Origin of the sequence: Rathayibacter sp. AY1H2, from assembly GCF_002931985.1 — a bacterium.
GTDB lineage: Bacteria > Actinomycetota > Actinomycetes > Actinomycetales > Microbacteriaceae > Rathayibacter.
Genome location: NZ_PSUV01000009.1, coordinates 17869 through 40741, shown reverse-complemented (window position 1 = coordinate 40741; position 22873 = coordinate 17869). Strand labels below are relative to the sequence as shown.

Sequence of the window (22873 nt, the reverse complement as noted above, 5' to 3'; positions counted from 1 at the left end):
CTACTGGTGCGGATCACCTTCTCCTCGAGAAGGAAAGGGAAGCCGGATCAGGCTAACAGAGGGGATGAGAAGGGGTTCAGTATTTCTACCCACCGTTTCATCAACCGGAGAAGAAGGAATCGCTTATCCGGCCGCTTATCGTCCCTTTTCCGGTGACACGACGCGTGCTGGACACCGCCGTCTGGCAGGATGCCCCCGTGTCGGAGACGGGTCGGCTGCAGCGGGGCGGCGCCCTCCCCGTGCTCCTCGTGTTCCTCCGCCTCGGGCTGACTTCGTTCGGCGGGCCGATCGCGCACCTCGGCTACTTCCGCGAGGAGTTCGTGGTGCGCCGCGGCTGGCTGACCGATCGCGCGTACGCCGACCTCGTCGCGCTGTGCCAGTTCCTCCCCGGACCCGCGTCCAGCCAGGTCGGGATGGCGGTCGGCCTGCAGCGCGCGGGACTCGCCGGACTGGTCGCCGCGTGGTGCGGATTCACGCTCCCCTCGGCGATCGCCCTGGTCCTCGTCGCCGGGCTCGTCGCCGGTGCGGGCGATGTCGCCTCCGCCGGCTGGCTCCTGGGCCTCCAGGCGGCGGCGGCCGCGGTCGTCGCACAGGCCGTGCTCGGGATGGCGCGCTCGCTCGCACCGGACCGCCGACGCGCGACGATCGCCGGCGCAGCGGCTGTCGCCGTCCTCCTCGCCCCGGAGCCCGCGCTGCAGGTGGCGGTGATCGCGGCGGCGGGCCTGGCCGGCGTTCTCTGGCTCCGCCGCGAGGAGGGGGCTCCGGACGACGGCCCGGGGTTCGCGGTCCGGATCCCGACGGCGCTCGCGGTCTCGGCCCTCGCCCTCTGGGGGCTCCTCCTGGTCGGCCTCCCCCTGCTCGCCACGCTCACCGGCGAGGGAGCGGCGGGTCTCGCCTCCGTCTTCTACCGGTCGGGCGCTCTGGTGTTCGGGGGCGGCCACGTCGTGCTGCCTCTGCTGGAGGCGCAGACGGTCGGCGCCGGCACGGTCGGGCAGAGCGAGTTCCTGGCCGGATACGGGGCGGCGCAGGCGGTGCCCGGCCCGCTCTTCACCTTCTCCGCGTTCCTCGGCGCGGTGGGCGCGGGGACGCCGGACGGTGTCGCGGGGGCGGCGATCGCGCTGGTCGCGATCTTCCTGCCGGGCGCTCTGCTCGTGGTCGGCGTGCTCCCGTTCTGGCAGCGGCTGCGGCACCTGCCGGTCGCGCAGAGGGCGCTGGCCGGCGTGAACGCCGGCGTGGTGGGACTGCTCGGCGGCGCCCTCTACGACCCGGTGCTGACCGAGGGCATCGGCTCGACCGGCGCTCTGGCGCTCGCGATCGGCGCCTTCGTGGCGCTGACGCGCTGGACCGTGCCCCCGTGGATCGTCGTCCTCGCCGCCGCGGGCCTCGGCGCCCTGCTCCTCTGACTCCCTCCGGGGACGACGATCCGGACCAGCCCTGGCAGTCTGGACGCATGAGGGCTCGGGGGACGACAGCGGCAGTGGCGACGACGGCAGCGGCGGGGCTCCTGCTGCTGGGCGGGTGCACCGCCGGCGGCGGGGCCGAGGCGGGCGCCACGGCGTCCGCGCCCGCCTCGCGGACGCCGAGACCCGCCATCACCGACCTGATCACTCCGAGCCCGACCCCCTCCGCTCCGGCGACCGCCGAGCCGGTCGGAACCGTCGTCGACGCCGGGCCGGTCGGCGAGGGAGTCCCCGCCACCGTCTCGGGCACCGGCCCGGCCGACGTGTCGTTCCAGCGGCAGGGCGAGTTCGCGGTCGTCCTGAGCCTGGACTGCTCGGCCTGCACCGGCACAGCGATCGTCACCGCCGCGGGCCGGATGACGCCCTTCGGCGAGGCCGCCGCCCCGATGACCGGGTCGTTCCTGACCGGCATCTTCCGCGACGACCCCGTCGAGCAGCAGGTGATCGTCCGAGCCGACGGGCCGTGGACGCTCGGCCTGCAGAGCTGGAACGATCTCGCGACGGTGAGCGGGGCGCAGTCCGGCACCGGCCCGGCCGTTCTGTTCTTCTCCGACGACGTCCCGCGCGTGACGGTCGACTACACGCCCGCGGGTCCGGACGACTCGTTCTCCGGCCGCGTGTTCACGACCTCCGATCAGCCGCAGCTGTTCGGCGACTCCGTCGCCTTCTCCGAGGTGTTCGAGGCCGACCTCCCCGGCGTCATGGCCGTCCAGACCGAGGGGACCTGGACCGTCACGCCGACGCCCTGACCCGGGGTCGCGACGCGCCGGCCGCGGAGTCGGGGAACGGGCGCCCCTCGGCCCAGACCCGCTGCACGCGGAGCGACGCGTCGAGCAGGACGACGTCGGCGCGGTACCCGGGCGCCAGCAGGCCGAGGTCGCCACGGCCGAGCACGCGGGCGGGAACGGCGGTGAGGGCGGCGACGGACGCCTCCAGCCCGAGCCGACCGGGCCCGACGGCGCGCCGCAGAGTCTCGTCCTGCGTGAGCGTGGATCCGGCGAGCACAGCGGTGCCCGCGAGCCGGGCGACCCCGCCGAGCACCTCGACGTCGAGCGGGCCGAGGCGGTGCGCTCCGTCGCCCGCCCCGGCCGCCGCCATCGCGTCGGTGACGAGCGCGATCCGCCCGGGAGCCGCCGCGAACGCGAGCCGCACCACCTCGACGTCCACGTGCCGGCCGTCGAGGATCAGCTCGAGCGCGACCCGCTCGTCTCCCAGTGCCACCGGGATCGGGCCCGGGGAGCGGTGGCCGATCCCGGGCATGGCGTTGAACGCGTGCGTGATCAGCCGGGCTCCGCGGTCGAACGCGGCCCGCGCCTGGTCGGCGTCCGCCTCGGTGTGGCCCACCGCGACCACCGTGCCGGCGCCGGCGAGCCGCTCCACCGCGGCGAGGGCTCCCGGCAGCTCGGGCGCGAGCGTGATCTGCGCGAGGCGTCCGCGGGCGGCGTCCAGCAGCCGGCCGACCGCGCCGGAGGAGGGGTGCACGAGAGCCGCGGGGTCGTGCGCTCCCCTGCGCGAGGGCGCGAGGAACGGGCCCTCCAGGTGCGCGCCGAGCACGAGCGGGTCGGCGGCCGCGAGAGCCGAGACCGCGTCCAGAGAGGCCTCCAGCTGCTCCAGCCGCGCCGAGACCAGGCTGACCAGCGAGCGCGTGGTGCCGCGGGAGCGGTGCAGCGCGAGGCCCGCGCGGATCGCCTCCGCTCCTCCGTCGAAGCGGTGACCGCCCCCTCCGTGCACGTGGAGGTCGAGGAAGCCCGGGACAGCGGTGAGGCCCCGCGCGTCGTGCAGCTCCGCCCCCTCCGCCTGCGCCTGCCAGCCGGTGCCGGTGCCGGTCGCCGTGATCGCGCCGTCCCGCGCGCGGAGCCAGTGGTCCTCCACCGTCCCGGCCGCGTCGACCTTCCGTGCGCTGTGGATGATCAGCGCGGCGTGCGCCATGCGGTCCCCTCCTGGGTGTTGGTTCCGGATCGGCGGGGACTCCGCCCCCTCCCGACGATGGCACAGCCCCTGCCGGTCGAGCCGGTCCGACACCGATCACTGCGCCACCCCGGACGCATTCCGCGCCTCCGCGTCACGAACAGGGACCTCGCGCGTCTCCTGTGCATGCCTCCCCTGGACATCCGAACCCCCACCCCCCGCCTCGCCGCCTCCCGCCGGCCGCTCGACGTCGTCGCCATCGCGGCGGCCGCCCTCGTCAACGAGCGCTACCTCGATCGGCGCTTCACCGTCCATCACCTCGCCGCCGAGCTGCGGATGCCCGCCCTGCTGCTGCGGCTGCGGTTCCGCCGCTGCTACGGGCTCGGCCTCGACGAGCACCTCGCCCTCCGCCGACTCGAGCTGGCCGCCGTCCTGATGGCGAGCACCCCCGTCGCTCTCGGCGGCCTCGACCGCATCGCCCGGGGCTCCGGCTACCGAGGCACCGCCGAGCTGGACCGCGACCACCGGAGGCACCGCCGGTCGTCCGCGCTGGCCGCCTGGTTCCGGGCCGCCCCGCGTCCCGAGCGCGAGCATCGGCCCGGCACCCGGCCCGAGGAGGAGCTGCTCGCCGCAGCGCCGGGCGCCGCGACTCCGGCCCGCCCCAGCAGCATCCGCTCGGCACCGGTCACCCCGCTGAGGCGCCGCGCCTGAGCCCGGCCGCGGAGCGGTACAGTGCCACGATGCGCACCTCCGGAACCCGCCGATGACGGCCGTCCGCTACGTCGCGATCGGCGATTCCTTCACCGAGGGCGTCGGCGACGAGCGGCCGGACGGCACCCCGCGCGGCTGGGCCGATCTGGCGGCCGCGGGATGGGCGGCGGCCACGGGTGAGCGGATCGAGTACGCCAACCTCGCGATCCGGGGCCGGCTCATCGCGCCGATCCTCGCCGAGCAGCTCGAGCCCGCGCTCGCCCTCGGCCCGACCCACCTCTCCTTCAACGGAGGCGGCAACGACATGCTGCGCCCGCGGGCCGACATCGAGCGGATCGCCGACGCCTACCTCCGTGTGCTCGAGCGCTGCGACGAGCAGGGCGTCGTGCTGATCGCCCTGGCCGGCGCCGACCCGTCGCCGCGGCTCCCGCTCGGCTCGCTCATCCGCCGCCGCGGGGACGCGCTGACCGACGCCGTCCTGCGCCGGACGAGCCACCGGACCGACGTGGTCGTCGCCGACAACTGGCACGACCCCGCTTTCGCCGATCCGGAGCTGTGGTCGGAGGACCGCCTGCACCTCGGCCCGCGGGGACACCGGCGGGTGGCCGACCGGGTCCTGCGGGCGCTCGGGCTCACGCCGCCCGCCGCGCTGCCCGACGCTCCCGAGGCCGCACTCCGGCGCGGCGGAACCGTGCAGTACTACCGGCAGCACGTCGCGCCGTGGGTGCAGCGGAGGCTCACGGGCACGTCCTCCGGGGACGGCCGCGCCGCGAAGTACGCGGGCTTCGTGCCGATCGACCCGGTCTGACGCCTCCTCCGAGGAGCACGGCTCTCGTTCGACGGGCAGGGATCTCCCCTGAGGCGCTCAGCGGCGACCTCTCGTGGCCGCTCGACGACGTCGAGCGCTCAGTGCCAGCCGTACCGCGCCGAGAGCACCCGGGCGACGGCGTCGTACCGAGCGCGCTCCAGAGCTGCTCCTTCGCGGCGCATCCCGGCGGGGTGCACGCGGAACACGCGCTCCGGGTCGACCCAGCTGGGCCGCCCGTCCGGGTCCCAGCCGCCGGCGCCGACCGCCAGGTAGTCGGAGTGCTCCTTCGAGCTCAGCCGCACGGCGAGCACCGTCCCCGACTTCTCGACCGCGAGCACGAGCACCGGGCGGTCCTTGCCGCGGCCGTCGTCCTCCTCGTACGGCACCCAGGTCCAGACGACCTCGCCCGGGTCCGGGTCGCCGTCGGGCGTGGGCGCGTAGCCCAGGCGGACCCCGCGGAGCCGCGACGGGTCGACCTCGACGGTGCGGCCCACTCCGCTCGCGCCCGGGGTCGGCGCCGTCGTGCTCAGGTACGGGCGCTGCGGGCGGGGCCCGGCGTCCGGCCGCGGGGCGACCGCGCGGCCGAGGAGTCGGAGGAGCAGGGACACGACCGAGCGCGAGGAGGGCACCCCGGAACCCTAGCCCGGATTCTCAGCCGCCCGCCCGCGGGGGCGCGCCCGGCGGTCGCCCGGCCCGGACGCGCCGACGGGGTGCCGGCTCCGGAGAGCCGGCACCCCGTCGGGTGCTGCGGAGGAGGGGGTCAGTCCGCCAGGACGTAGCCCGCCTCGCCGTGGATGGCCGTGTCGATGCCGGCGATCTCGTCCTCGTTCTTCACGCGGAAGCCCATCGTCTTCTGGATGATCCAGCCGATGAGGAGCGTCATGACGAAGGAGTAGGCGAGGACGGTGAAGGCCGCGAGGGCCTGCTTGCCGAGCTGGCTCGCGTCGCCGGTGAGGAACAGGCCCACGCCGGTGCCGAAGAAGCCGATGTAGAGCGTTCCGATGAGGCCGCCGACCAGGTGCACGCCGACCACGTCGAGCGAGTCGTCGTAGCCGAGGCGGTACTTGAGGTCGATCGCCAGGGCGCAGACGGCTCCGGTGATGACTCCCAGGACGATCGCCCAGAACGGCGACAGGCTGGCGCACGCCGGGGTGATCGCGACGAGGCCCGCGACCGCGCCCGAGGCGGCGCCGATCGAGGTGGGCTTGCCGTCCTTGATCTTCTCGACGACGAGCCAGCCGAGGATCGCGGCGGCCGGAGCGGCGATGGTGTTCAGGAAGGCGACGGCCGCGATGCCGTCGGCGGCGAGCTCGGAGCCGGCGTTGAAGCCGAACCAGCCGAACCACAGCAGTCCGGCGCCCAGGAGCACGAACGGCGGGTTGTGCGGCTGGTGCGCGCCCTTGGTGAAGTTGACGCGCTTGCCGAGCACCAGGGCGAGAGCGAGGGCCGCCGCTCCGGCGTTGATGTGGACGGCGGTGCCGCCCGCGAAGTCGATCGCGCCGACGCCGTAGGCGATCCAGCCGCCGTCGACGACGGTGGCGTCGTCGCCGAGGGTGAAGTTGAAGACCCACGAGGCGACCGGGAAGTAGACGACGGTGGCCCAGACGCCGGCGAAGACCATCCAGGCGCCGAACTTCGCCCGGTCCGCGATGGCGCCGGAGATGAGCGCGACGGTGATGATCGCGAACGTCGCCTGGAACGCGGCGAAGGCCAGCGTCGGGTAGGCCGACGTCTGCTCGCCGAGCGCGTCGTTGTAGATGCCCTGCAGGCCGATCTGGGCGGTGTCGATGCCGAGGACGCCGTCGATGCCGACGAAGGTGTCGGTCCCTGCGGGGCCGGACGGGCCGTTGCCGAACGCGATCGCGTAGCCGTACAGGACCCAGAGGACCCCGATGAGGCCCATGGCTCCGAAGCTGAGCATCATCATGCTGATGACGCTCTTCGCACGCACCAGGCCGCCGTAGAAGAAGGCGAGCCCGGGGGTCATGAGCAGGACCAGCGCGGCTGCGATGAGCAGGAACGCGGTATTGCCTTGATCCATTGTTGAACCTCTCGTGAGTGTGCAGAGAAAAGCCCGGAGCGAGGACGCTGCGTCGGAGCACGGCCTGGAGACACGCGGGTGTCGGGTCACCTCGGGTAGCCGACAGTCTGGTGGCGCGAGGTTTCGTCCCGTGAGGCACCACGTTTCGCGGAGGTTACGGCCGAGGCCCCTGTGTAAAAAGCGCGTTACGGCGCGCTGGCGGACGGCACGACGACGACCCCGGGAACGCCGGGAGGAGAGCGGATCCGCCCCTAGGAGCGGGGCGCCATCGAGGTGAGCGCGATGAGCCGCGACATCGAGCGCAGGTACTTCTTGCGGTAGCCGCCGCTCAGCATGTCGCCGCCGAAGACCTCGTCGAGGGGCGTCCCGGAGGCGAGGACCGGGATCTGCGCGTCGTAGACCCGGTCGATGAAGGCCACGAGGCGCAGGGCGTCGGTCTGGTCGGTCAGAGCGGTGACGCCCCGGAGCACGATGGTGTCGACGCCGTCGATCACCTTGATGTAGCGGGAGGGGTGCACGGTGCCCAGGTGGTGCACGGCGTCCGCGAACGGGTCGTCGGTGACGACGGAGCCGGCGGGGGCGGCCGCGACGAGAGCGTCGATCTCCTCGTCGGTGCGCACCACGGCGTGGCCCTCGATGTCGCGGCGCCGGTAGTCGGTGCCGTCGATCCGCATCGTCTCGAAGTGGGCGGCCATCGACTGGATCTCGCGGAGGAAGTCCGCCGCGGCGAAGCGCCCCTCGCCCAGCGCGTTGGGCGGGGTGTTCGAGGTCGCGGCGATGCGGGTCCCGGAGGCGACCAGCTCGCCGAGGAGCCGCGTCATCAGCATCGTGTCGCCCGGGTCGTCCAGCTCGAACTCGTCGATGCACAGCAGCGCCGAGCCCTTGAGGAGCGAGACGGTCGCCGCGTAGCCGAGCGCGCCGACGAGTGCGGTGTACTCGATGAACGTCCCGAAGTAGGTGCGGCCCGGCACCGCGTGCCAGATCGCCGCGAGCAGGTGGGTCTTGCCGACGCCGAAGCCGCCGTCGAGGTACACGCCCGGCTTGACCGCGGGGGCCTTCTTCCGGCCGAAGCCCAGGAAGCCGCCTCCGCCTCCCTTGGATCCGCCGCCGGCGGCGAACGCGCGGAGAGCCTCCACCGCGTCGGCCTGCGAGGGGTACTCCGGGTCGGGACGGTAGCTCTCGAAGGTGGCGCCCTCGAACTGGCGCGGGGGCACCAGCGTCGACGCGATCTCGTGCCCGCTGATCTGGGGCGAGCGGGCGGTCAGGCTGCTCGTCGATCGGACGTCGTCGGGGCTCACTCGCGTCTCGCATCCTGCGCACGGCGGGGTCCATGCGCTCAGTGGCGGCGGCCGCACCGGGCACGGAGCCGCCGCGGTTCTGTGTCGAACTCTTACGGCGCCCTCCGTGCGGCGTCGTCCGCGGACGCGTACTGTCGCTGAAGGGCGGGCTCCAGCGTAGCCCGCCGTGGAATCACGCCCGCGCTCCGCGCACCATCCTGGAGGTCCTCCTTGTCCGTCGAAACCGATCCGTCGCCGAAGTTCGCCTCCTACGCGCACCCCGAACGGCTCGTCAGCGCCGACTGGCTCGAGCAGCGCCTCGGCACTCCCGGTCTCGTCGTCGTCGAGTCCGACGAGGACGTCCTGCTCTACGAGACCGGCCACATCCCCGGCTCCGTCAAGATCGACTGGCACACCGACCTCAACGACCCGGTGCAGCGCGACTACATCGACGGCGCCGCGTTCGCCGCGCTCGTCGGCGGCAAGGGCATCGCCCGCGACACCACCGTCGTCGTCTACGGCGACAAGAACAACTGGTGGGCCGCCTACGCGCTCTGGGTCTTCACCCTCTTCGGTCACGAGGACGTCCGTCTGCTCGACGGCGGCCGCGACAAGTGGCTCGCGGAGGGCCGCCCGACGACCACCGACGCCTCCTCCCCGGAGCCCGCCGAGTACCCCCTCGTCGAACGCAGCGACGCCGAGATCCGCGCCTTCAAGGACGACGTCCTCGCGCACTTCGGCAACCCGCTGATCGACGTCCGCTCCCCGGAGGAGTTCACCGGGCAGCGCACCACGGCGCCGGCCTACCCGGAGGAGGGCGCCCTGCGCGCCGGTCACATCCCGAGCGCGCAGAACGTGCCCTGGGGCAGGGCCGCGGCCGAGGACGGCACCTTCCGCCCCCTCGACGAGCTGAACGGCATCTACCGCGAGGGCGCGGGGCTGAAGGACGGCGACTCCGTCATCGCCTACTGCCGGATCGGCGAGCGCTCCGCCCACACCTGGTTCGTGCTGACCCACCTCCTCGGCTTCGAGGGCGTCCGCAACTACGACGGCTCCTGGACCGAGTGGGGCAGCGCCGTCCGCGTCCCGATCGTGCAGGGCGCCGAGCCCGGCGAGGCCCCCGCGGCCCGCTGACGCGTCACGACGGAGGCCGGGAGCGCCGATCCGCCCGTCGACGGGCCGGATCCGGGCTCCCGGCCTCCGCTGCGACCGCCCGCCGCCCCTCCCCCGATGAGACACTGGACCGGATGACCGACACCACGCTCCCCGACGCTCTGCGCGACATCCGCGAGGAGTTCCTCGCCCTCGAGAAGCCGGAGCGCCTGCAGCTCCTGCTCGAGTTCTCGAACGAGCTCCCCGACCTGCCCGAGCGCTACCGCGACCACCCGGACCTCTTCGAGCGCGTGGAGGAGTGCCAGGCGCCCGTCTTCATCGTCGTCGATGTGGAGGGCGGGATCGTGCACCTGCACGCCACGGCTCCCCGCGAGGCGCCCACGACGCGCGGCTTCGCGTCGATCCTGGCGCAGGGCCTGGCCGGGCTCACCCCCGAGCAGGTGCTCGCCGTCCCCGACGACTTCCCGCAGACCATCGGCCTCTCGGAGGCGGTCTCGCCGCTGCGCCTGCGCGGCATGACCGCGCTGCTCGGCCGTACCAAGCGGCAGGTCCGCGCGCACCTGGCCGCATGATCCTCCGGCCGCTCGTCCCCGCCGGTCCGCCGATCGTGATCGGCGAGGAGGGCGCGCGAGCGGCGGTCGCGGACGCCTGGCGTCCCGACGAGGCGGTGCGCGTGCGCCTGAACATGATCGCGAGCGTCACCGGCTCCAGCACCGGCTCCGACGGCACGAGCGAGACGCTCACCAACCGCGTCGACCGCACGATCCTCGGAGTCGTCCGCGAGCAGGCCGACGTCGTCCTCGTCGGAGCCGCCAGCGTCCGCGCCGAGGGCTACCGAGTCCCCCGGCGGGTCCCGCTCGCCGTCGTCTCCGCCTCGGGCGATCTCGCCGGGCACCGCCTGGAGCTGCAGGAGGGCTCCCGGGTCCTGCTGCTGGTGCCGGAGTCGCGCGGCGCGGTGGAGGGGCTCCCCGCCGGCGTCGAGGTCGTCCCGGTCCCGTCCTCCTCGGAGCGGATCGGCGTCGACGAGCTCCTGGAGGCTCTCGCCGGGCTCGGCCTGCACCGCGTCGTCTGCGAGGGCGGCGCCTCGCTCTCGGGCCAGTTCCTCGCCTCGGGCCGGGTCGACGAGCTGTGCCTCACCACCTCGCCGCGCGTCGTCCTGCCGGGCCTCCCGGTCGCGACGGGCACGGCCGTCGTCGACGACGCCTACGCCCTGACGCTCCTGGCCGCGGACGATTCCGGGGCCGTCTACGCCCGCTGGAGCCGCACGCGCTGAGAGCCGCCCACCCGGCGTGCCTCCGCGTCCCGGGCGCGTCGGAACCCTAGTCTGCGACCGTGCCCGAATTCCCAGCGTCGTCCCAGCTCCCCGAGGAGTTCCGGGTCGCGACGGAGTCGATCCGCGCCGCTGCCACGCGCGCCGAGCTCACCGTGTCCGAGATCGCCTCGCCGTCGGGTCTCGCGCCCTGGGCCCTCGCCCTGTCGGGCGACGTCGCGCCCCACGCGCACGGACGCGACTCCGAGCTGGGCACGGGGCGCTTCATCCTGCTCTACGACCCCGAGGAGCCCGAGCAGTGGGGCGGCCCCTTCCGTGTCGTCTGCTTCGCCCAGGCCCCGCTCGAGGTCGAGATCGGCACCGATCCGTTCCTCGCCGAGGTCGCCTGGTCCTGGCTCATCGACGCCCTCGGGGCGCGGGGCGCCTCCTATTCCGCCGCGTCCGGCACGGCCACCAAGGTGCTCTCCACCGGTTTCGGCGAGCTGGCCGCTCAGGGCGACGGTGCGCAGATCGAGATCCGCGCCTCCTGGAGCCCGGATGATGCGCAGCTCGCCGCTCACGTGGAAGGGTGGGGGGAGCTGTTGTGCATGCTCGCGGGTCTCCCGCCCGTATCGAGCGACGGTGTGACCCCGCTCGCCTTCCGACGGAACAACCGTGACTGATTACCGTGTCCTCTCCACGCCCGACGAGTTCCTCGCCGCGGTCGACGCCCTCGCCGCCGGCGAGGGCCCCGTCGCCGTCGACGCCGAGCGCGCCTCCGGCTTCACCTACTCGCAGCGCGCGTACCTGATCCAGGTCTACCGGCGCGGCGCCGGCGCGTTCCTCTTCGATCCCCCCGCCATCGGCCGGATGGACGCCCTGCAGGCGGTCATCGGCCAGGAGGAGTGGGTCCTCCACGCCGCCAGCCAGGATCTCGCCTGCCTGCGCGAGGTGGGCCTGGACCCGGTGCGGATCTTCGACACCGAGCTCGCCGCCCGGCTCCTCGGACTGCCCAAGGTGGGCCTCGGCGCCGTCGTCGAGGACCTCCTCGGCATCCACCTGGCCAAGGAGCACTCGGCCGCCGACTGGTCGACCCGCCCCCTCCCCCAGAGCTGGCTCGTCTACGCCGCGAAGGACGTGGAGCTCCTCGTCGACCTCCGCGACCGCATGGAGGAGATGCTCATCGCCGCGCGGAAGACGCGCATCGCCCGCGAGGAGTTCGAGGCGACGCTCGCGCGCGCTCCGAAGGCGGTCCCGCCGGACCCGTGGCGCCGCCTCTCCGGCATGCACTCGCTCCGCGGCCCGCGCCCCCTCGCCGTGGCGCGCGAGCTCTGGCTGGCCCGGGACGCGTTCGCCCGCGAGCGCGACATCGCTCCCGGCCGCCTGATCCCCGACTCCTCGATCATCGCGGTCGCCCGCAACATCCCGACCAGCATCGGCCAGCTCTCGGGCCGCCGCGATTTCACCGGCCGCGCCAGCCGCGGCGAGGTCGAGCGCTGGTGGGCCGCGATCGAGCGCGGGACGACGACCGAGGACCTGCCGAGCCCGACCCGCCCGGCCGCCGACACGCTCCCCCCTCCGCGCGCGTGGGGCGATCGCAACCCGGCCGCCGACGCGCGCCTGAAGGCGGGACGCGCCGTGGTCACCGAGATCGCGGAGCTGCTCTCGCTCCCGGTCGAGAACCTGCTCACGCCGGAGCTGCTGCGCCGGGTGGCCTGGAACCCGCCCGAGCCGCTGACCGCGGAGTCGGTCGCCGCGGAGCTCACCCGCGCCGGCGCCCGCGCCTGGCAGGTCGAGGCCACATCGGGCTCGATCGCCACCGCGTTTGTCGAAGCGGCCCAAGCGCCGGCCGAGGGCACCGAAACCCCTTCGTAGGAAGCGGCAAAGGATTCCGGCTGCGCGGTGCCGGTTCCTACGATCGACGGCGACCGTGAGTTCCTGGGAGGCATTGTGGCCGAGAGATCCGAAGTCGTGTTCGTCGACGGAGTCCGTACTCCGTTCGGCCGTGCCGGCGAGAAGGGCATGTACTGGCAGACCCGAGCCGACGACCTCGTCGTCAAGGCGATGATCGGTCTGCTGGAGCGCAACGGCGCGCTGCCGAAGGAGCGGGTGGACGAGGTGGCGATCGCCGCCACCACCCAGCAGGGCGACCAGGGCCTGACCCTCGGCCGCACGGCGGCGCTGCTCGCCGGGCTGCCGAAGTCGGTGCCCGGCTTCGCCATCGACCGCATGTGCGCCGGAGCGATGACCTCGGTCACCGCGACCGCGGGCGGCATCGCGTTCGGCGCCTACGACGTGGTCCTCGCCGGCGGCGTGGAGCACATGGGCCGGCACCCGATGGGCTTCGGCGCCGACCCCAACCCGCGCTTCCTCTCCGAGCGCCTCGTCGGCGAGGACGCGCTCAACATGGGCCGCACGGCGGAGCGGATCCACGACCGCTTCCCGCACCTGACGAAGGAGCGCGCCGACCACTACGCCCTGCGGAGCCAGCAGAAGCTCGCCGCCGCGTACGCCGCCGGCAGCATCCAGCCGGACCTCGTCCCCGTCGCCACGCGCAGCGCCGCGGGCTGGAGCCTCGCGACCGCCGATGAGGCACCGCGCCCCGAGACGACCCTCGAGGGCCTCGCGGGCCTGCGGACCCCGTTCCGCCCCCACGGCCGGGTGACCGCGGGCAACTCCTCCGGGCTCAACGACGGAGCGACGGTGTCGCTCCTGGCCAGCGCCGAGGCCGCACAGGAGCTGGGCCTGTCCGCGAAGATGCGGATGGTGAGCTTCGCGTACGCCGGCGTCGAGCCCGAGATCATGGGCATCGGCCCGGTCCCCTCGACCGAGAAGGCGCTCCGCAAGGCGGGCCTGGGCATCGAGGACATCGGGCTCTTCGAGCTCAACGAGGCGTTCGCCGTGCAGGTGCTCTCCTTCCTCGACCACTTCGGCCTCGACGACGACGACCCGCGCGTCAACGAGTACGGCGGAGCGATCGCGATCGGCCACCCGCTCGCCTCCTCCGGGGTCCGGCTGATGATCCAGCTGGCCCGGCAGTTCGAGTCGCACCCCGAGGTCCGCTACGGCGTGACGGCCCTCTGCGTCGGCCTCGGCCAGGGCGGCACGGTGATCTGGGAGAACCCGCACTACGACGGCAAGCGCGGACGACGGAAGGGACGCTGACCCATGCTCGACGGATTCGAGAACCTCGTGGACCTCGCCGAGGGCGAGGTCGTCACCCACTCCTACGTCCGCGACGTGCCGCTGCCCAGCGGCCGCACGCTCGCCCTGATCACGCTCGACAACGACCGCGACCACACCCGCCCCAACACCTTCGGACCGGCGTCGCTCTTCGAGCTGGTGGACGTCCTCCTGGCGCAGAAGGAGCGCGCCTCGCGCGGCGAGATCCAGGCGGTCGGCATCACCGGCAAGCCGTTCATCCTCGCCGCGGGAGCCGACCTCAGCAAGGTCGGGGCCATCCCGAGCCGTGAGCTCGGCCGCCAGCTGGCGCGCCTGGGCCACCGCACGCTGGGGATGCTGGCCGAGCTGGGCGTGCCGTCCTTCGCCTTCATCAACGGCCTCGCCCTGGGCGGCGGCACCGAGATCGGCCTGAACGCCGACTACCGCACGGTCGACTCCTCCATCCCCGCGCTCGGGCTCCCCGAGGTCTTCCTCGGCATCATCCCCGGCTGGGGCGGCGCGTGGCTCCTGCCGAACCTGATCGGCATCGAGAACGCCCTCAAGGTCGTGGTCGAGAACCCGCTCAAGAACAACCGCACGCTCAAGGGCCAGGAGGTGTTCGACCTCGGCATCGCCGACGCGATCTTCCCGCCCGCGGCCTTCCTCGAGGACTCGCTCCGCTGGGCCGACGGCGTGATCGGCGGCTCCGTGAAGGTGGAGCGGCCGAACGCACCCGGCAAGCTGGAGCGGCTGGTCAAGTGGGACGTCGCGATCTCGATCGCTCGCAAGCAGCTGGAGTCGCGGATCGGCACGGTCGCGGCGTCTCCGTACCGCGCGCTGGAGCTTCTCAAGGCCGCGAAGAACACCACCCGCGAGGAGGGCTTCGCCGCCGAGGACGAGGCGCTGGCCGACCTGATCTCGGGCGACCAGTTCCGCGCGAGCATCTACGCGTTCGATCTGGTGCAGAAGCGCGCCAAGCGTCCCGCGGGAGCGCCCGACAGGGCGCTGGCCAAGCCCGTCACCAAGGTCGGGGTCGTCGGCGCGGGCCTCATGGCCTCGCAGTTCGCGCTGCTCTTCCTCCGCCGCCTCCAGGTGCCGGTGGTCATCACCGACCTCGACCAGGAGCGGGTCGACAAGGGCGTCGCGGGCATCCGCGCCGAGATCGATGCGCTGCTGGCGAAGGGGCGCGTCTCTCCCGACGACGCGAACCGCCTCCGGGCGCTGATCACCGGCACGACCGATCGCTCCGACTTCGCCGACGCCGACTGGGTGATCGAGGCGGTCATCGAGGAGCTGTCGGTGAAGCAGGAGGTCTTCGCCGACATCGAGCGCTACGTCTCGCCCACGGCGGTGCTCGCGACCAACACCTCGTCCCTCTCCGTCGAGCGCATCGGCGAGCGGCTGGAGCACCCCGAGCGCCTCGTCGGCTTCCACTTCTTCAACCCGGTCGCGGTCATGCCGCTGATCGAGGTGGTCCGGACGCCGCACACCGACGACGAGACCCTCTCGACGGCGATGGTCACCGCCGCGAAGCTCAAGAAGAACGCCGTCATCACGCGCGACACCCCGGGCTTCGTGGTGAACCGCGTGCTGGCGAAGGTCCTGGGCGAGGCGATGCACGCGGTCGACACGGGCACTCCCTTCGAGGTCGTCGAGCAGTCGCTGGCTCCGTTCGGCCTGCCGATGACCCCGTTCGAGCTGCTCGAGCTGGTGGGCCTCAAGGTCGGCGCGCACGTGCTCGACACCCACCACGCCGCGTTCCCCGACCGCTTCTTCGACAGCCCCAACCTGCACCGCCTCGCCGAGCTCGGCCACGTCTTCGAGCGCGACGCGAAGGGGCGTGTGAAGGGCGTCGACAAGCGCGCGGTCGCGATCGTCGCCGGGGGCACGGAGCCGATGACGGCCGAGCAGCTGCGGCTGCGCGTCGAGACGGGTCTCGCGGACGAGGTCAAGCGGATGCTGGACGACGACGTCGTGCACGCCGCGGAGGACATCGACCTCTGCCTGATCCTCGGCGCGGGCTACCCGTTCCAGATGGGCGGGCTCACGCCCTACCTCGACCGGGTCGGCGCGAGCGAGCGGGCGTTCGGGGACACGTTCCACCACCCCGCGATCCGCGGCGTCGACTGACGCGGAGTGCAGTGACGCGGAAGGGGCGCCGGATCTGATCCGGCGCCCCTTCCGCGCGTCGCCTGCGGGACGGGTCCCGACGGACGATCAGTCGCTGCGGGCGTCGTCCCGGGCCTCGACCTCGTCCGGGAGCGGACGGGCGACCGGGATCTTGCTGCCCAGCACCTGCGCGACGACGTCGCGGGCGATGTGCTGGGGAGTGAGCCCGACGTCCTCGAGGATCTCCTCGCGCTTCGCGTGGTCGAGGAACTGGTCGGGCAGCCCGAGCTCTGTCACCGCGGTGTCCACGCCGGCCTCGCGCAGGTCCTGGCGGATGCGCGTGCCGATCCCGCCGACGCGCACCCCGTCCTCGATCGAGACGACGATGCGGTGCTCGCGGGCGAGCTCGATGATGCTGGTGGGCACGGGCACGACCCAGCGGGGGTCGACGACGGTGGCTCCGATGCCCTGGGCCGCGAGCCGCTGAGCGACCTCGAGACCCATCGCGGCCATCGGCCCGACCGTGACCAGCAGCACGTCCTTGCGCTCGGCGCGGGCGAGCACGTCGACTCCGTCGCCGAGGCGCTCGACGGCGTCGATCTCGTCGCCGACGCTCCCCTTCGAGAAGCGCACCACGGTCGGCGCGTCGGTGACGCCCACGGCCTCGCGCAGCTCCTCGCGCAGACGCACGGAGTCTCGCGGAGCGGCGAGGCGGATGTTCGGGACGACCTGCAGGATCGCCAGATCCCACATGCCGTGGTGGCTCGGACCGTCGGGCCCGGTGACTCCGGCGCGGTCCAGTACGAAGGTGACGCCCGCGCGGTGCAGTGCGACGTCCATCAGCACCTGGTCGAAGGCGCGGTTCACGAAGGTGGCGTACAGCGCGACGACCGGATGCAGCCCGCCGAAGGCGAGACCGGCGGCCGAGGTCACGGCGTGCTGCTCCGCGATGCCGACGTCGAAGACGCGCTCCGGGTACTTCTCCGCGAGGCGGTCGAGACCGACGGGCCGGAGCATGGCGGCCGTGATGCCGACGATCGTCGGGTCCTCGTCGGCCAGGGTGACGATCTCCTCGGCGAACACCGAGGTCCACGATCGGGCCCCGGCCGCGCTCAGCGGCTCGCCCGTCTCGGGGTCGATCTGCCCGACGGCGTGGAACTGGTCGGCGAGGTCGTGCACGGCCGGACCGAAGCCCTTGCCCTTCTGGGTGATCGCGTGGACGATGACCGGCTGGCCGTAGTCCTTCGCCTGCTGGAGGGCCTCCTCCATCGCCGTCAGGTCGTGTCCGTCGATCGGCCCCAGGTACTTGATGTCGAGGTTGGAGTAGAGCGCCTCGTTGTTGATGAAGCGGCTGAGGAAGCCGTGGAGCCCGCCGCGCACGCCGCGGTAGACGGCGGCGGCGGGGCCGCCCAGCCGCTCCGAGACGGCCCGGGAGCCGCGGTGCATCGTGCGGTAGGTCGGCCGCGTGCGGACGCCGTTGAGGAAGCGGGCCATGCCGCCGATGGTCGGGGCGTAGGAGCGCCCGTTGTCGTTGACCACGATGACCAGCCCGCGGGAGTTGTCGTCGCTGATGTTGTTCAGCGCCTCCCAGGTCATGCCGCCGGTGAGGGCGCCGTCACCCACGACCGCGACGACGTGGCGGTCGGTCTGACCGGTCATCGTGAAGGCGCGGGAGATGCCGTCCGCCCAGGACAGCGAGCTGGAGGCGTGCGAGCTCTCGACGATGTCGTGCGGCGACTCCCTCCGCTGCGGGTAGCCGGCGAGGCCGCCGCGCTGCCGGAGCTTCGAGAAGTCCTGGCGACCGGTGAGCAGCTTGTGGACGTAGGACTGGTGGCCGGTGTCGAACACGATCGCGTCGTGCGGCGAGTCGAAGACCCGGTGGATCGCGATGGTCGTCTCGACGACGCCGAGGTTCGGCCCCAGGTGGCCTCCGGTCTTCGAGACCTCGCGCACGAGGAAGTCGCGGATCTCCTGCGCCAGCGTCTCGAGCTCGGCCGCGGTCAGGCGATCGAGATCGCGAGGACCGCCGATGGTCTCGAGAACAGCCATGCGCGCCGCCTTCCGGGGTCGTGAGCGAGGTGGGGACGTCTCCCGAGTCTACGCACGGGGCCCCCGGGAACGCGTGTGCGCCTCCCCCGCAGGGAAGGCGCACACGCTCTGCGGCTGATCTAGACGAGCGAGCGCAGCACGTACTGCAGGATGCCGCCGTTGCGGTAGTAGTCCGCCTCACCGGGGGTGTCGATGCGGACGACCGCGTCGAACTCGACGGTCCGCTTGCCCTCGGCCGAGTGCTCGGTCGGCTCGGCGACGACGTGGACCGTCTTGGGGGTGACGCCCTCGTTCAGCTCCTCGATGCCCGAGATGCTGATCGACTCGGTGCCGTCCAGGCCCAGCGACTCCCAGCTCTCGCCCGCGGGGAACTGCAGCGGGACGACGCCCATGCCGATGAGGTTCGAGCGGTGGATCCGCTCGAAGCTCTCGACGATGACCGCCTTGACGCCCAGCAGGCTCGTGCCCTTGGCCGCCCAGTCGCGCGACGAGCCGGAGCCGTACTCCTTGCCGCCCAGGATGACGAGCGGGGTGCCCTCGGCCTGGTAGTTCTGCGACGCGTCGTAGATGAACGACTGCGGGGCGTCCGGCTGAGTGAAGTCGCGGGTGTAACCGCCCTCCACGCCGTCGAGCAGCTGGTTGCGCAGGCGGATGTTCGCGAACGTGCCGCGGATCATCACCTCGTGGTTGCCGCGGCGCGAGCCGTAGGAGTTGTAGTCCTTGCGGTCGATGCCGTGCTCGTCGAGGTAGCGGCCGGCGGGGCTGTCGGCCTTGATCGAGCCGGCGGGGCTGATGTGGTCGGTCGTGACGGAGTCGCCGAGCTTGGCGAGCACGCGGGCACCGGCGATGTCGGTGACCGGGGTCGTCTCCATCGTCATGCCGTCGAAGTACGGGGGCTTCCGCACGTAGGTCGACGACTCGTCCCACTCGAAGATCGAGCCCTCGGGGGTCTGCAGCGCGCGCCAGCGCTCGTCACCGTCGAACACGCCCGCGTACTGCGTGTCGAACATCGACTTGTCGATCGACGAGTCGATCGTCGCCTGCACCTCGGCCGCGTCGGGCCAGATGTCCTTGAGGAACACGTCATTGCCGTCGGAGTCGGTGCCGAGCGCGTCGACCTCGAAGTCGAAGTTCATCGAGCCGGCGAGCGCGTAGGCGATGACGAGCGGGGGGCTCGCCAGGTAGTTCATCTTCACGTCCGGGTTGATGCGGCCCTCGAAGTTGCGGTTGCCCGAGAGCACGGCGGTCACGGCGAGGTCGTTGTCCTGCACCGCGGCCGAGATCTCCTCGAGCAGCGGGCCGGAGTTGCCGATGCAGGTCGTGCAGCCGTAGCCGACCGTGTAGAAGCCGAGCGCTTCGAGCGACTCGGTCAGGCCGGCCTTCTCGTAGTAGTCGGTGACGACCTTCGATCCGGGCGCCAGCGTGGTCTTGACCCACGGCTTGGCCTTCAGACCCTTCTGCGCCGCGTTGCGGGCCAGCAGGCCGGCCGCGAGCATGACGGACGGGTTCGACGTGTTGGTGCACGAGGTGATCGCCGCGATCGCGACGGCGCCGTGATCGATCGTGAAGGTCCCGCCCTCGCCGAGCTCGACCGTGGTCGGCTTGGAGGCGGTCGCCGGCGCGTGCGAGCGGTGGGTGTGCTCGTGGCTGCTGTGCTCGTCCTGCGGCTGCAGCTCTCCGGGGTCGGAGGCGGGGAACGACTCCGCGATGGTCAGGTCGACGATGTCGTGCGAGACGTCCGCGTAGTTGGTGAGGTCCGACTCGAACTGCGTCTTGGCGGACGAGAGCTCGATCCGGTCCTGCGGGCGCTTCGGGCCGGCGATCGAGGGGACGACGGTGCCGAGGTCGAGCTCGAGGTACTCGCTGAAGACCGGCTCGACCGCGGGGTCGTGCCAGAGCTTCTGCAGCTTGGAGTACTGCTCGACGAGGGCGATCTGCTCGTCGCTGCGGCCGGTGAGGCGCAGGTAGTCGAGGGTCACGTCGTCGATGGGGAACATCGCGGCGGTGGAGCCGAACTCGGGGCTCATGTTGCCGATGGTGGCGCGGTTGGCGAGCGGCACCGCGGCGACGCCGGCCCCGTAGAACTCGACGAACTTGCCGACCACGCCGTGCTTGCGCAGCATCTGCGTGATGGTGAGCACGACGTCCGTCGCGGTCACGCCGGTCGGGATCGAGCCGGTGAGCTTGAAGCCGACGACCTTCGGGATGAGCATCGAGACGGGCTGGCCGAGCATCGCGGCCTCGGCTTCGATGCCGCCGACGCCCCAGCCGAGCACGCCGAGGCCGTTGACCATCGTCGTGTGCGAGTCGGTGCCGACGCAGGTGTCGGGGTAGGCGCGCAGCGCGCCGCCCACCTCGCGGGTCATGGTGACGCGGGCCAGGTACTCGATGTTGACCTGGTGCACGATGCCGGTTCCGGGCGGGACGACCTTGAAGTCGTCGAAGGCGGTCTGGCCCCAGCGGAGGAACTGGTACCGCTCGCCGTTGCGCTCGTACTCGAGCTCGACGTTGCGCTCGAGCGCGTCCTCGGTGCCGAAGAGGTCGGCGATGACGGAGTGGTCGATGACCATCTCGGCGGGCGCGAGCGGGTTGATCCGGTTCGCGTCGCCGCCCAGGGCAGCGACGGCCTCGCGCATGGTGGCGAGGTCGACGATGCAGGGCACGCCGGTGAAGTCCTGCATGACCACGCGGGCCGGCGTGAACTGGATCTCGGTGTCGGGCTCCGACTCCGGGACCCACTCGCCGAGGGCGCGGATGTGGTCGGCGGTGATGTTCGCGCCGTCCTCCGTGCGGAGGAGGTTCTCGAGCAGCACCTTGAGGCTGAACGGGAGCTTCTCGTGACCGGGGACCCGGTCGATGCGGAACACCTCGTAGTCGGTCGAGCCGACCTTCAGGGTGTCTTTCGATCCAAAGCTGTCTACCGCGGACACGTCGCCCTCTCCTTCGCTGACTGCAGCGTCCGCCGACGGGCGGAGCCGCTCTCCGTCCTCATCTTGACGACCGCGCACAGCGGCCTGCCACCAAGGAGGACCTAACTCCTCGACGCCGAGGCGCCCGGTCGACCTCGCCGCGACGGTGCGGGGAGGCGAGCGCTATTTATCTCGACGTCGAGACAATTCTATGCACGATCCGGAGCATCGCCCGCATCGGCGCGCTCGCCGGCTCCGCGGTACTCGGCCCGGACGGCGAGCACGGTGAGCACCAGCAGCGGCGCGTACAGGGGCAGGCCCAGCGCCAGCTTCCAGATGCCCAGCGCCGTGGTGTCCTCGGCGAGGAACAGCGGGTACTGCACGGCCAGGCGCAGGAGGAAGAGCCCCGCCCACGCGAGGGTCAGGGCGCCGAAGAGGCGGCGCTTGCGCCGATCGGATCGCCAGGCGGTGCCGTCCCCCATCAGGAAGCCGGCGGCGACGCCGATCAGGGGCCAGCGCACGAGGACGGAGAGGAGGAAGACGAGCCCGTAGACGAGGTTGGTGAGCAGCCCCAGGGCGAAGTTGTCGACGCCCCGCCCGGTGAACAGCGCCAGTGCGGCCGAGACCACCACGGCGAGCAGTCCGCCGACGGCCTGGATCACCGGCGTCCGGCCGAGCACCCGCGCCACCGTGAACGCCACGGCGAGCCCGACGGATGCGACCAGCGAGAGCACCAGCTCCGAGGTGACCGTGTAGAGCAGGACGAAGGCGATGCCGGGCACGACGGCCTCGAGGATCCCCCGGACGCCGCCCATGGTGCGCAGCAGCGCCTTCCCGTCGAACGGCTCGCCGTCGGCGACCGCGCCGAGCCCCGAGCGGCGGGCGGCCTGCGCGATCGCGTCGCCGACCTCGGGCCGGACCGGCTCCTCCGATCGGGCCGGGTCCTCGGGCCGCACCGGCTCCATGCCGGTCAGCTCGCGCTCTGCTGGGTCTGGCTGCCGGTCGGCACCTTCAGCGGGATCAGGTCGCGCGGAGGCATCGGGCCGCTGCCGCGGACCACGACGATGCTGCGGAAGAGCTCCTCGACCGAGGCGGCCGCCTGCTCGTCGACGGCTCCGGCTCCGGCGATCACGCCGCGGAGGAACCAGCGCGGACCGTCGACGCCGACGAACCGGGCGACGCGGGTCTGGCCGCCGGCGATCGGGAGCTCGGCGACGAGCTCCGGACCGAAGACGCCGTCGCGCTCCGTCGTCGATCCGCCCTGACGGCCGATCTGCTCGGCGATCTGGCCGCGGATCTCGTGCCAGAGGCCCGAGGAGCGCGGCGCGGAGAAGGGCTGCACCTGCAGCGTCGACCCTGCGTAGTCGAGGCCGACGGCGATGACGCGCTTGGTCCCCTCCTCGACCTCGAGGCGGATGTGCATGCCCTCGCGGGGAAGCACCTTCACCCCGCCGAGGTCGATGTAGGGGCGGACCGGGTTGGCCTCGCGCTCGTCCAGGGGCCCGGCCTCCGCGCGGTCCTCCGGCGCCGACTTCTCGAAGTCCTGCTGGACGGGCTCGGCGGCCTCGCCGGTCGTGGACTGGATGTCGCTCATGCGCTCTCCTCGTGGATTCTGGTCTCCTGGGCGCCGGCGGCGTACCCGGTGGATCCGAAGCCGCCCGTGCCGCGGACCGACTCGGGAAGCTCGTCGACGGCCGTGAACCTCGCCTGGACGACGGGGACGATCACGAGCTGCGCGATCCGGTCCCCCGCCGAGACGCGGTACGTCTCGCGGCTGTCGGTGTTGAGCAGCGCCACCCGGATCTCGCCGCGGTAGCCCGCGTCGATCGTTCCGGGGGCGTTGACGACGGTGATGCCGTGCCTGAAGGCCAGCCCGCTGCGGGGGACGACGAAGCCGGCGTGGCCCTCCGGGAGGGCGACGGCCACCCCTGTGCCGACGGAGGCGCGCTCACCGGGGGCGAGCACCACGTCCTCCGTCGAGTGGAGATCGGCTCCCGCGTCGCCCGGACGGGCGTAGGAGGGGAGCCGGTCCGCGGTGATCGGGACGTCGACGGTTGCAGGCACGTGACGAGGGTAG

20 protein-coding genes are annotated in these 22873 nt (G+C 72.7%); 11 read left to right on the top strand and 9 right to left on the bottom strand.

The features are described 5' to 3' along the window. Positions 1-197: 197 nt before the first annotated feature. Entirely contained in the window at positions 198-1403 is a 1206-nt protein-coding gene (gene chrA / locus C5C29_RS08315; protein ID WP_258069477.1) for a chromate efflux transporter, read from the top strand. Between the two features lie 74 nt (positions 1404-1477). After that, a complete protein-coding gene (locus C5C29_RS08310; RefSeq protein WP_104225243.1) occupies positions 1478-2209 on the top strand; it encodes a hypothetical protein in 732 nt (243 codons plus the stop codon). On the opposite strand, the gene C5C29_RS08305 is transcribed toward C5C29_RS08310, so the two are convergent. Then, positions 2193-3389 carry an N-acetylglucosamine-6-phosphate deacetylase gene (locus C5C29_RS08305; protein WP_104308236.1) on the bottom strand — a complete coding sequence of 399 codons (1197 nt, stop codon included), beginning with the start codon at positions 3387-3389 and terminating at the stop codon, positions 2193-2195. The two genes, C5C29_RS08310 and C5C29_RS08305, sit on opposite strands and share 17 nt — an antisense overlap. Before the next feature lie 165 nt (positions 3390-3554). On the opposite strand from C5C29_RS08305, the gene C5C29_RS08300 reads away from it, so the two are divergent. Both C5C29_RS08300 and C5C29_RS08295 read left to right on the top strand, forming a co-directional pair. Then, on the top strand, positions 3555-4079 hold the full coding sequence (locus tag C5C29_RS08300; RefSeq protein WP_104308235.1) for a hypothetical protein: 525 nt from the start codon (positions 3555-3557) through the stop codon (positions 4077-4079). Between the two features lie 52 nt (positions 4080-4131). Further along, a complete protein-coding gene (locus tag C5C29_RS08295) occupies positions 4132-4887 on the top strand; it encodes an SGNH/GDSL hydrolase family protein (RefSeq protein WP_104262912.1) in 756 nt (251 codons plus the stop codon). Positions 4888-4985: 98 nt separating this feature from the next. Here C5C29_RS08295 and C5C29_RS08290 read toward each other — a convergent pair whose 3' ends face one another. The 3 genes from C5C29_RS08290 to zapE form a co-directional block, all read right to left on the bottom strand. Then, a complete protein-coding gene (locus C5C29_RS08290) occupies positions 4986-5516 on the bottom strand; it encodes a type II toxin-antitoxin system PemK/MazF family toxin (RefSeq protein ID WP_219813777.1) in 531 nt (176 codons plus the stop codon). A gap of 131 nt (positions 5517-5647) precedes the next feature. Further along, positions 5648-6928, bottom strand: coding sequence for an ammonium transporter (locus C5C29_RS08285; RefSeq protein ID WP_104222080.1), 1281 nt, complete (start codon positions 6926-6928; stop codon positions 5648-5650). Positions 6929-7179: 251 nt separating this feature from the next. After that, a complete protein-coding gene (gene zapE, locus C5C29_RS08280; RefSeq protein ID WP_104222082.1) occupies positions 7180-8226 on the bottom strand; it encodes a cell division protein ZapE in 1047 nt (348 codons plus the stop codon). A gap of 210 nt (positions 8227-8436) precedes the next feature. On the opposite strand from zapE, the gene C5C29_RS08275 reads away from it, so the two are divergent. The 7 genes from C5C29_RS08275 to C5C29_RS08245 all read left to right on the top strand — a co-directional run bounded on the left by C5C29_RS08275 (position 8437) and on the right by C5C29_RS08245 (position 15859). Next, a complete protein-coding gene (locus C5C29_RS08275) occupies positions 8437-9339 on the top strand; it encodes a sulfurtransferase (protein ID WP_104222084.1) in 903 nt (300 codons plus the stop codon). 113 nt (positions 9340-9452) lie between these two features. Continuing rightward, entirely contained in the window at positions 9453-9890 is a 438-nt protein-coding gene (locus C5C29_RS08270) for a SufE family protein (RefSeq protein WP_104222086.1), read from the top strand. Beyond that, positions 9887-10591, top strand: coding sequence for a dihydrofolate reductase family protein (locus C5C29_RS08265; protein ID WP_104222088.1), 705 nt, complete (start codon positions 9887-9889; stop codon positions 10589-10591). Before C5C29_RS08270 ends, C5C29_RS08265 begins: the two co-directional genes overlap by 4 nt. A 59-nt stretch (positions 10592-10650) precedes the next feature. Continuing rightward, a complete protein-coding gene (locus C5C29_RS08260; protein WP_104222090.1) occupies positions 10651-11250 on the top strand; it encodes a DUF3000 domain-containing protein in 600 nt (199 codons plus the stop codon). After that, positions 11243-12442 carry a ribonuclease D gene (locus C5C29_RS08255; protein ID WP_104222092.1) on the top strand — a complete coding sequence of 400 codons (1200 nt, stop codon included), beginning with the start codon at positions 11243-11245 and terminating at the stop codon, positions 12440-12442. Before C5C29_RS08260 ends, C5C29_RS08255 begins: the two co-directional genes overlap by 8 nt. A gap of 75 nt (positions 12443-12517) precedes the next feature. Further along, complete coding sequence (locus C5C29_RS08250) at positions 12518-13732, top strand: thiolase family protein (protein ID WP_104222094.1); 1215 nt, start codon at positions 12518-12520, stop codon at positions 13730-13732. Between the two features lie 3 nt (positions 13733-13735). Further along, positions 13736-15859, top strand: a complete 2124-nt coding sequence (locus C5C29_RS08245; protein WP_104222096.1) for a 3-hydroxyacyl-CoA dehydrogenase NAD-binding domain-containing protein — start codon at positions 13736-13738, stop codon at positions 15857-15859. An 87-nt stretch (positions 15860-15946) separates the two neighbouring features. On the opposite strand, the gene dxs is transcribed toward C5C29_RS08245, so the two are convergent. The 5 genes from dxs to dut form a co-directional block, all read right to left on the bottom strand. Next, complete coding sequence (gene dxs, locus C5C29_RS08240) at positions 15947-17887, bottom strand: 1-deoxy-D-xylulose-5-phosphate synthase (RefSeq protein ID WP_104222098.1); 1941 nt, start codon at positions 17885-17887, stop codon at positions 15947-15949. A gap of 119 nt (positions 17888-18006) precedes the next feature. Next, positions 18007-20817, bottom strand: coding sequence for an aconitate hydratase AcnA (acnA, locus tag C5C29_RS08235; RefSeq protein WP_104222099.1), 2811 nt, complete (start codon positions 20815-20817; stop codon positions 18007-18009). Positions 20818-21005: 188 nt separating this feature from the next. Beyond that, entirely contained in the window at positions 21006-21761 is a 756-nt protein-coding gene (locus tag C5C29_RS08230; protein ID WP_104222101.1) for a DUF3159 domain-containing protein, read from the bottom strand. Between the two features lie 5 nt (positions 21762-21766). Beyond that, the gene (locus C5C29_RS08225) at positions 21767-22390 is read right to left on the bottom strand and encodes a DUF3710 domain-containing protein (RefSeq protein ID WP_104222103.1); all 624 of its coding nucleotides are present in this window, start codon (positions 22388-22390) and stop codon (positions 21767-21769) included. Then, the gene (gene dut / locus C5C29_RS08220; RefSeq protein WP_104222105.1) at positions 22387-22860 is read right to left on the bottom strand and encodes a dUTP diphosphatase; all 474 of its coding nucleotides are present in this window, start codon (positions 22858-22860) and stop codon (positions 22387-22389) included. Before dut ends, C5C29_RS08225 begins: the two co-directional genes overlap by 4 nt. Positions 22861-22873 lie beyond the last annotated feature (13 nt).

Excerpts from the sequence above, each read along its gene's own strand:
- C5C29_RS08265 (WP_104222088.1), top strand. The coding sequence starts at position 9,887 with ATGATCCTCCGGCCGCTCGTCCCCGCCGGTCCGCCGATCGTGATCGGC.
- C5C29_RS08230 (WP_104222101.1), bottom strand. The coding sequence starts at position 21,761 with ATGGAGCCGGTGCGGCCCGAGGACCCGGCCCGATCGGAGGAGCCGGTC.
- dxs (WP_104222098.1), bottom strand. The coding sequence starts at position 17,887 with ATGGCTGTTCTCGAGACCATCGGCGGTCCTCGCGATCTCGATCGCCTG.
- C5C29_RS08225 (WP_104222103.1), bottom strand. The coding sequence starts at position 22,390 with ATGAGCGACATCCAGTCCACGACCGGCGAGGCCGCCGAGCCCGTCCAG.
- C5C29_RS08270 (WP_104222086.1), top strand. The coding sequence starts at position 9,453 with ATGACCGACACCACGCTCCCCGACGCTCTGCGCGACATCCGCGAGGAG.
- C5C29_RS08245 (WP_104222096.1), top strand. The coding sequence starts at position 13,736 with ATGCTCGACGGATTCGAGAACCTCGTGGACCTCGCCGAGGGCGAGGTC.
- C5C29_RS08305 (WP_104308236.1), bottom strand. The coding sequence starts at position 3,389 with ATGGCGCACGCCGCGCTGATCATCCACAGCGCACGGAAGGTCGACGCG.
- C5C29_RS08300 (WP_104308235.1), top strand. The coding sequence starts at position 3,555 with ATGCCTCCCCTGGACATCCGAACCCCCACCCCCCGCCTCGCCGCCTCC.
- C5C29_RS08285 (WP_104222080.1), bottom strand. The coding sequence starts at position 6,928 with ATGGATCAAGGCAATACCGCGTTCCTGCTCATCGCAGCCGCGCTGGTC.
- C5C29_RS08295 (WP_104262912.1), top strand. The coding sequence starts at position 4,132 with ATGACGGCCGTCCGCTACGTCGCGATCGGCGATTCCTTCACCGAGGGC.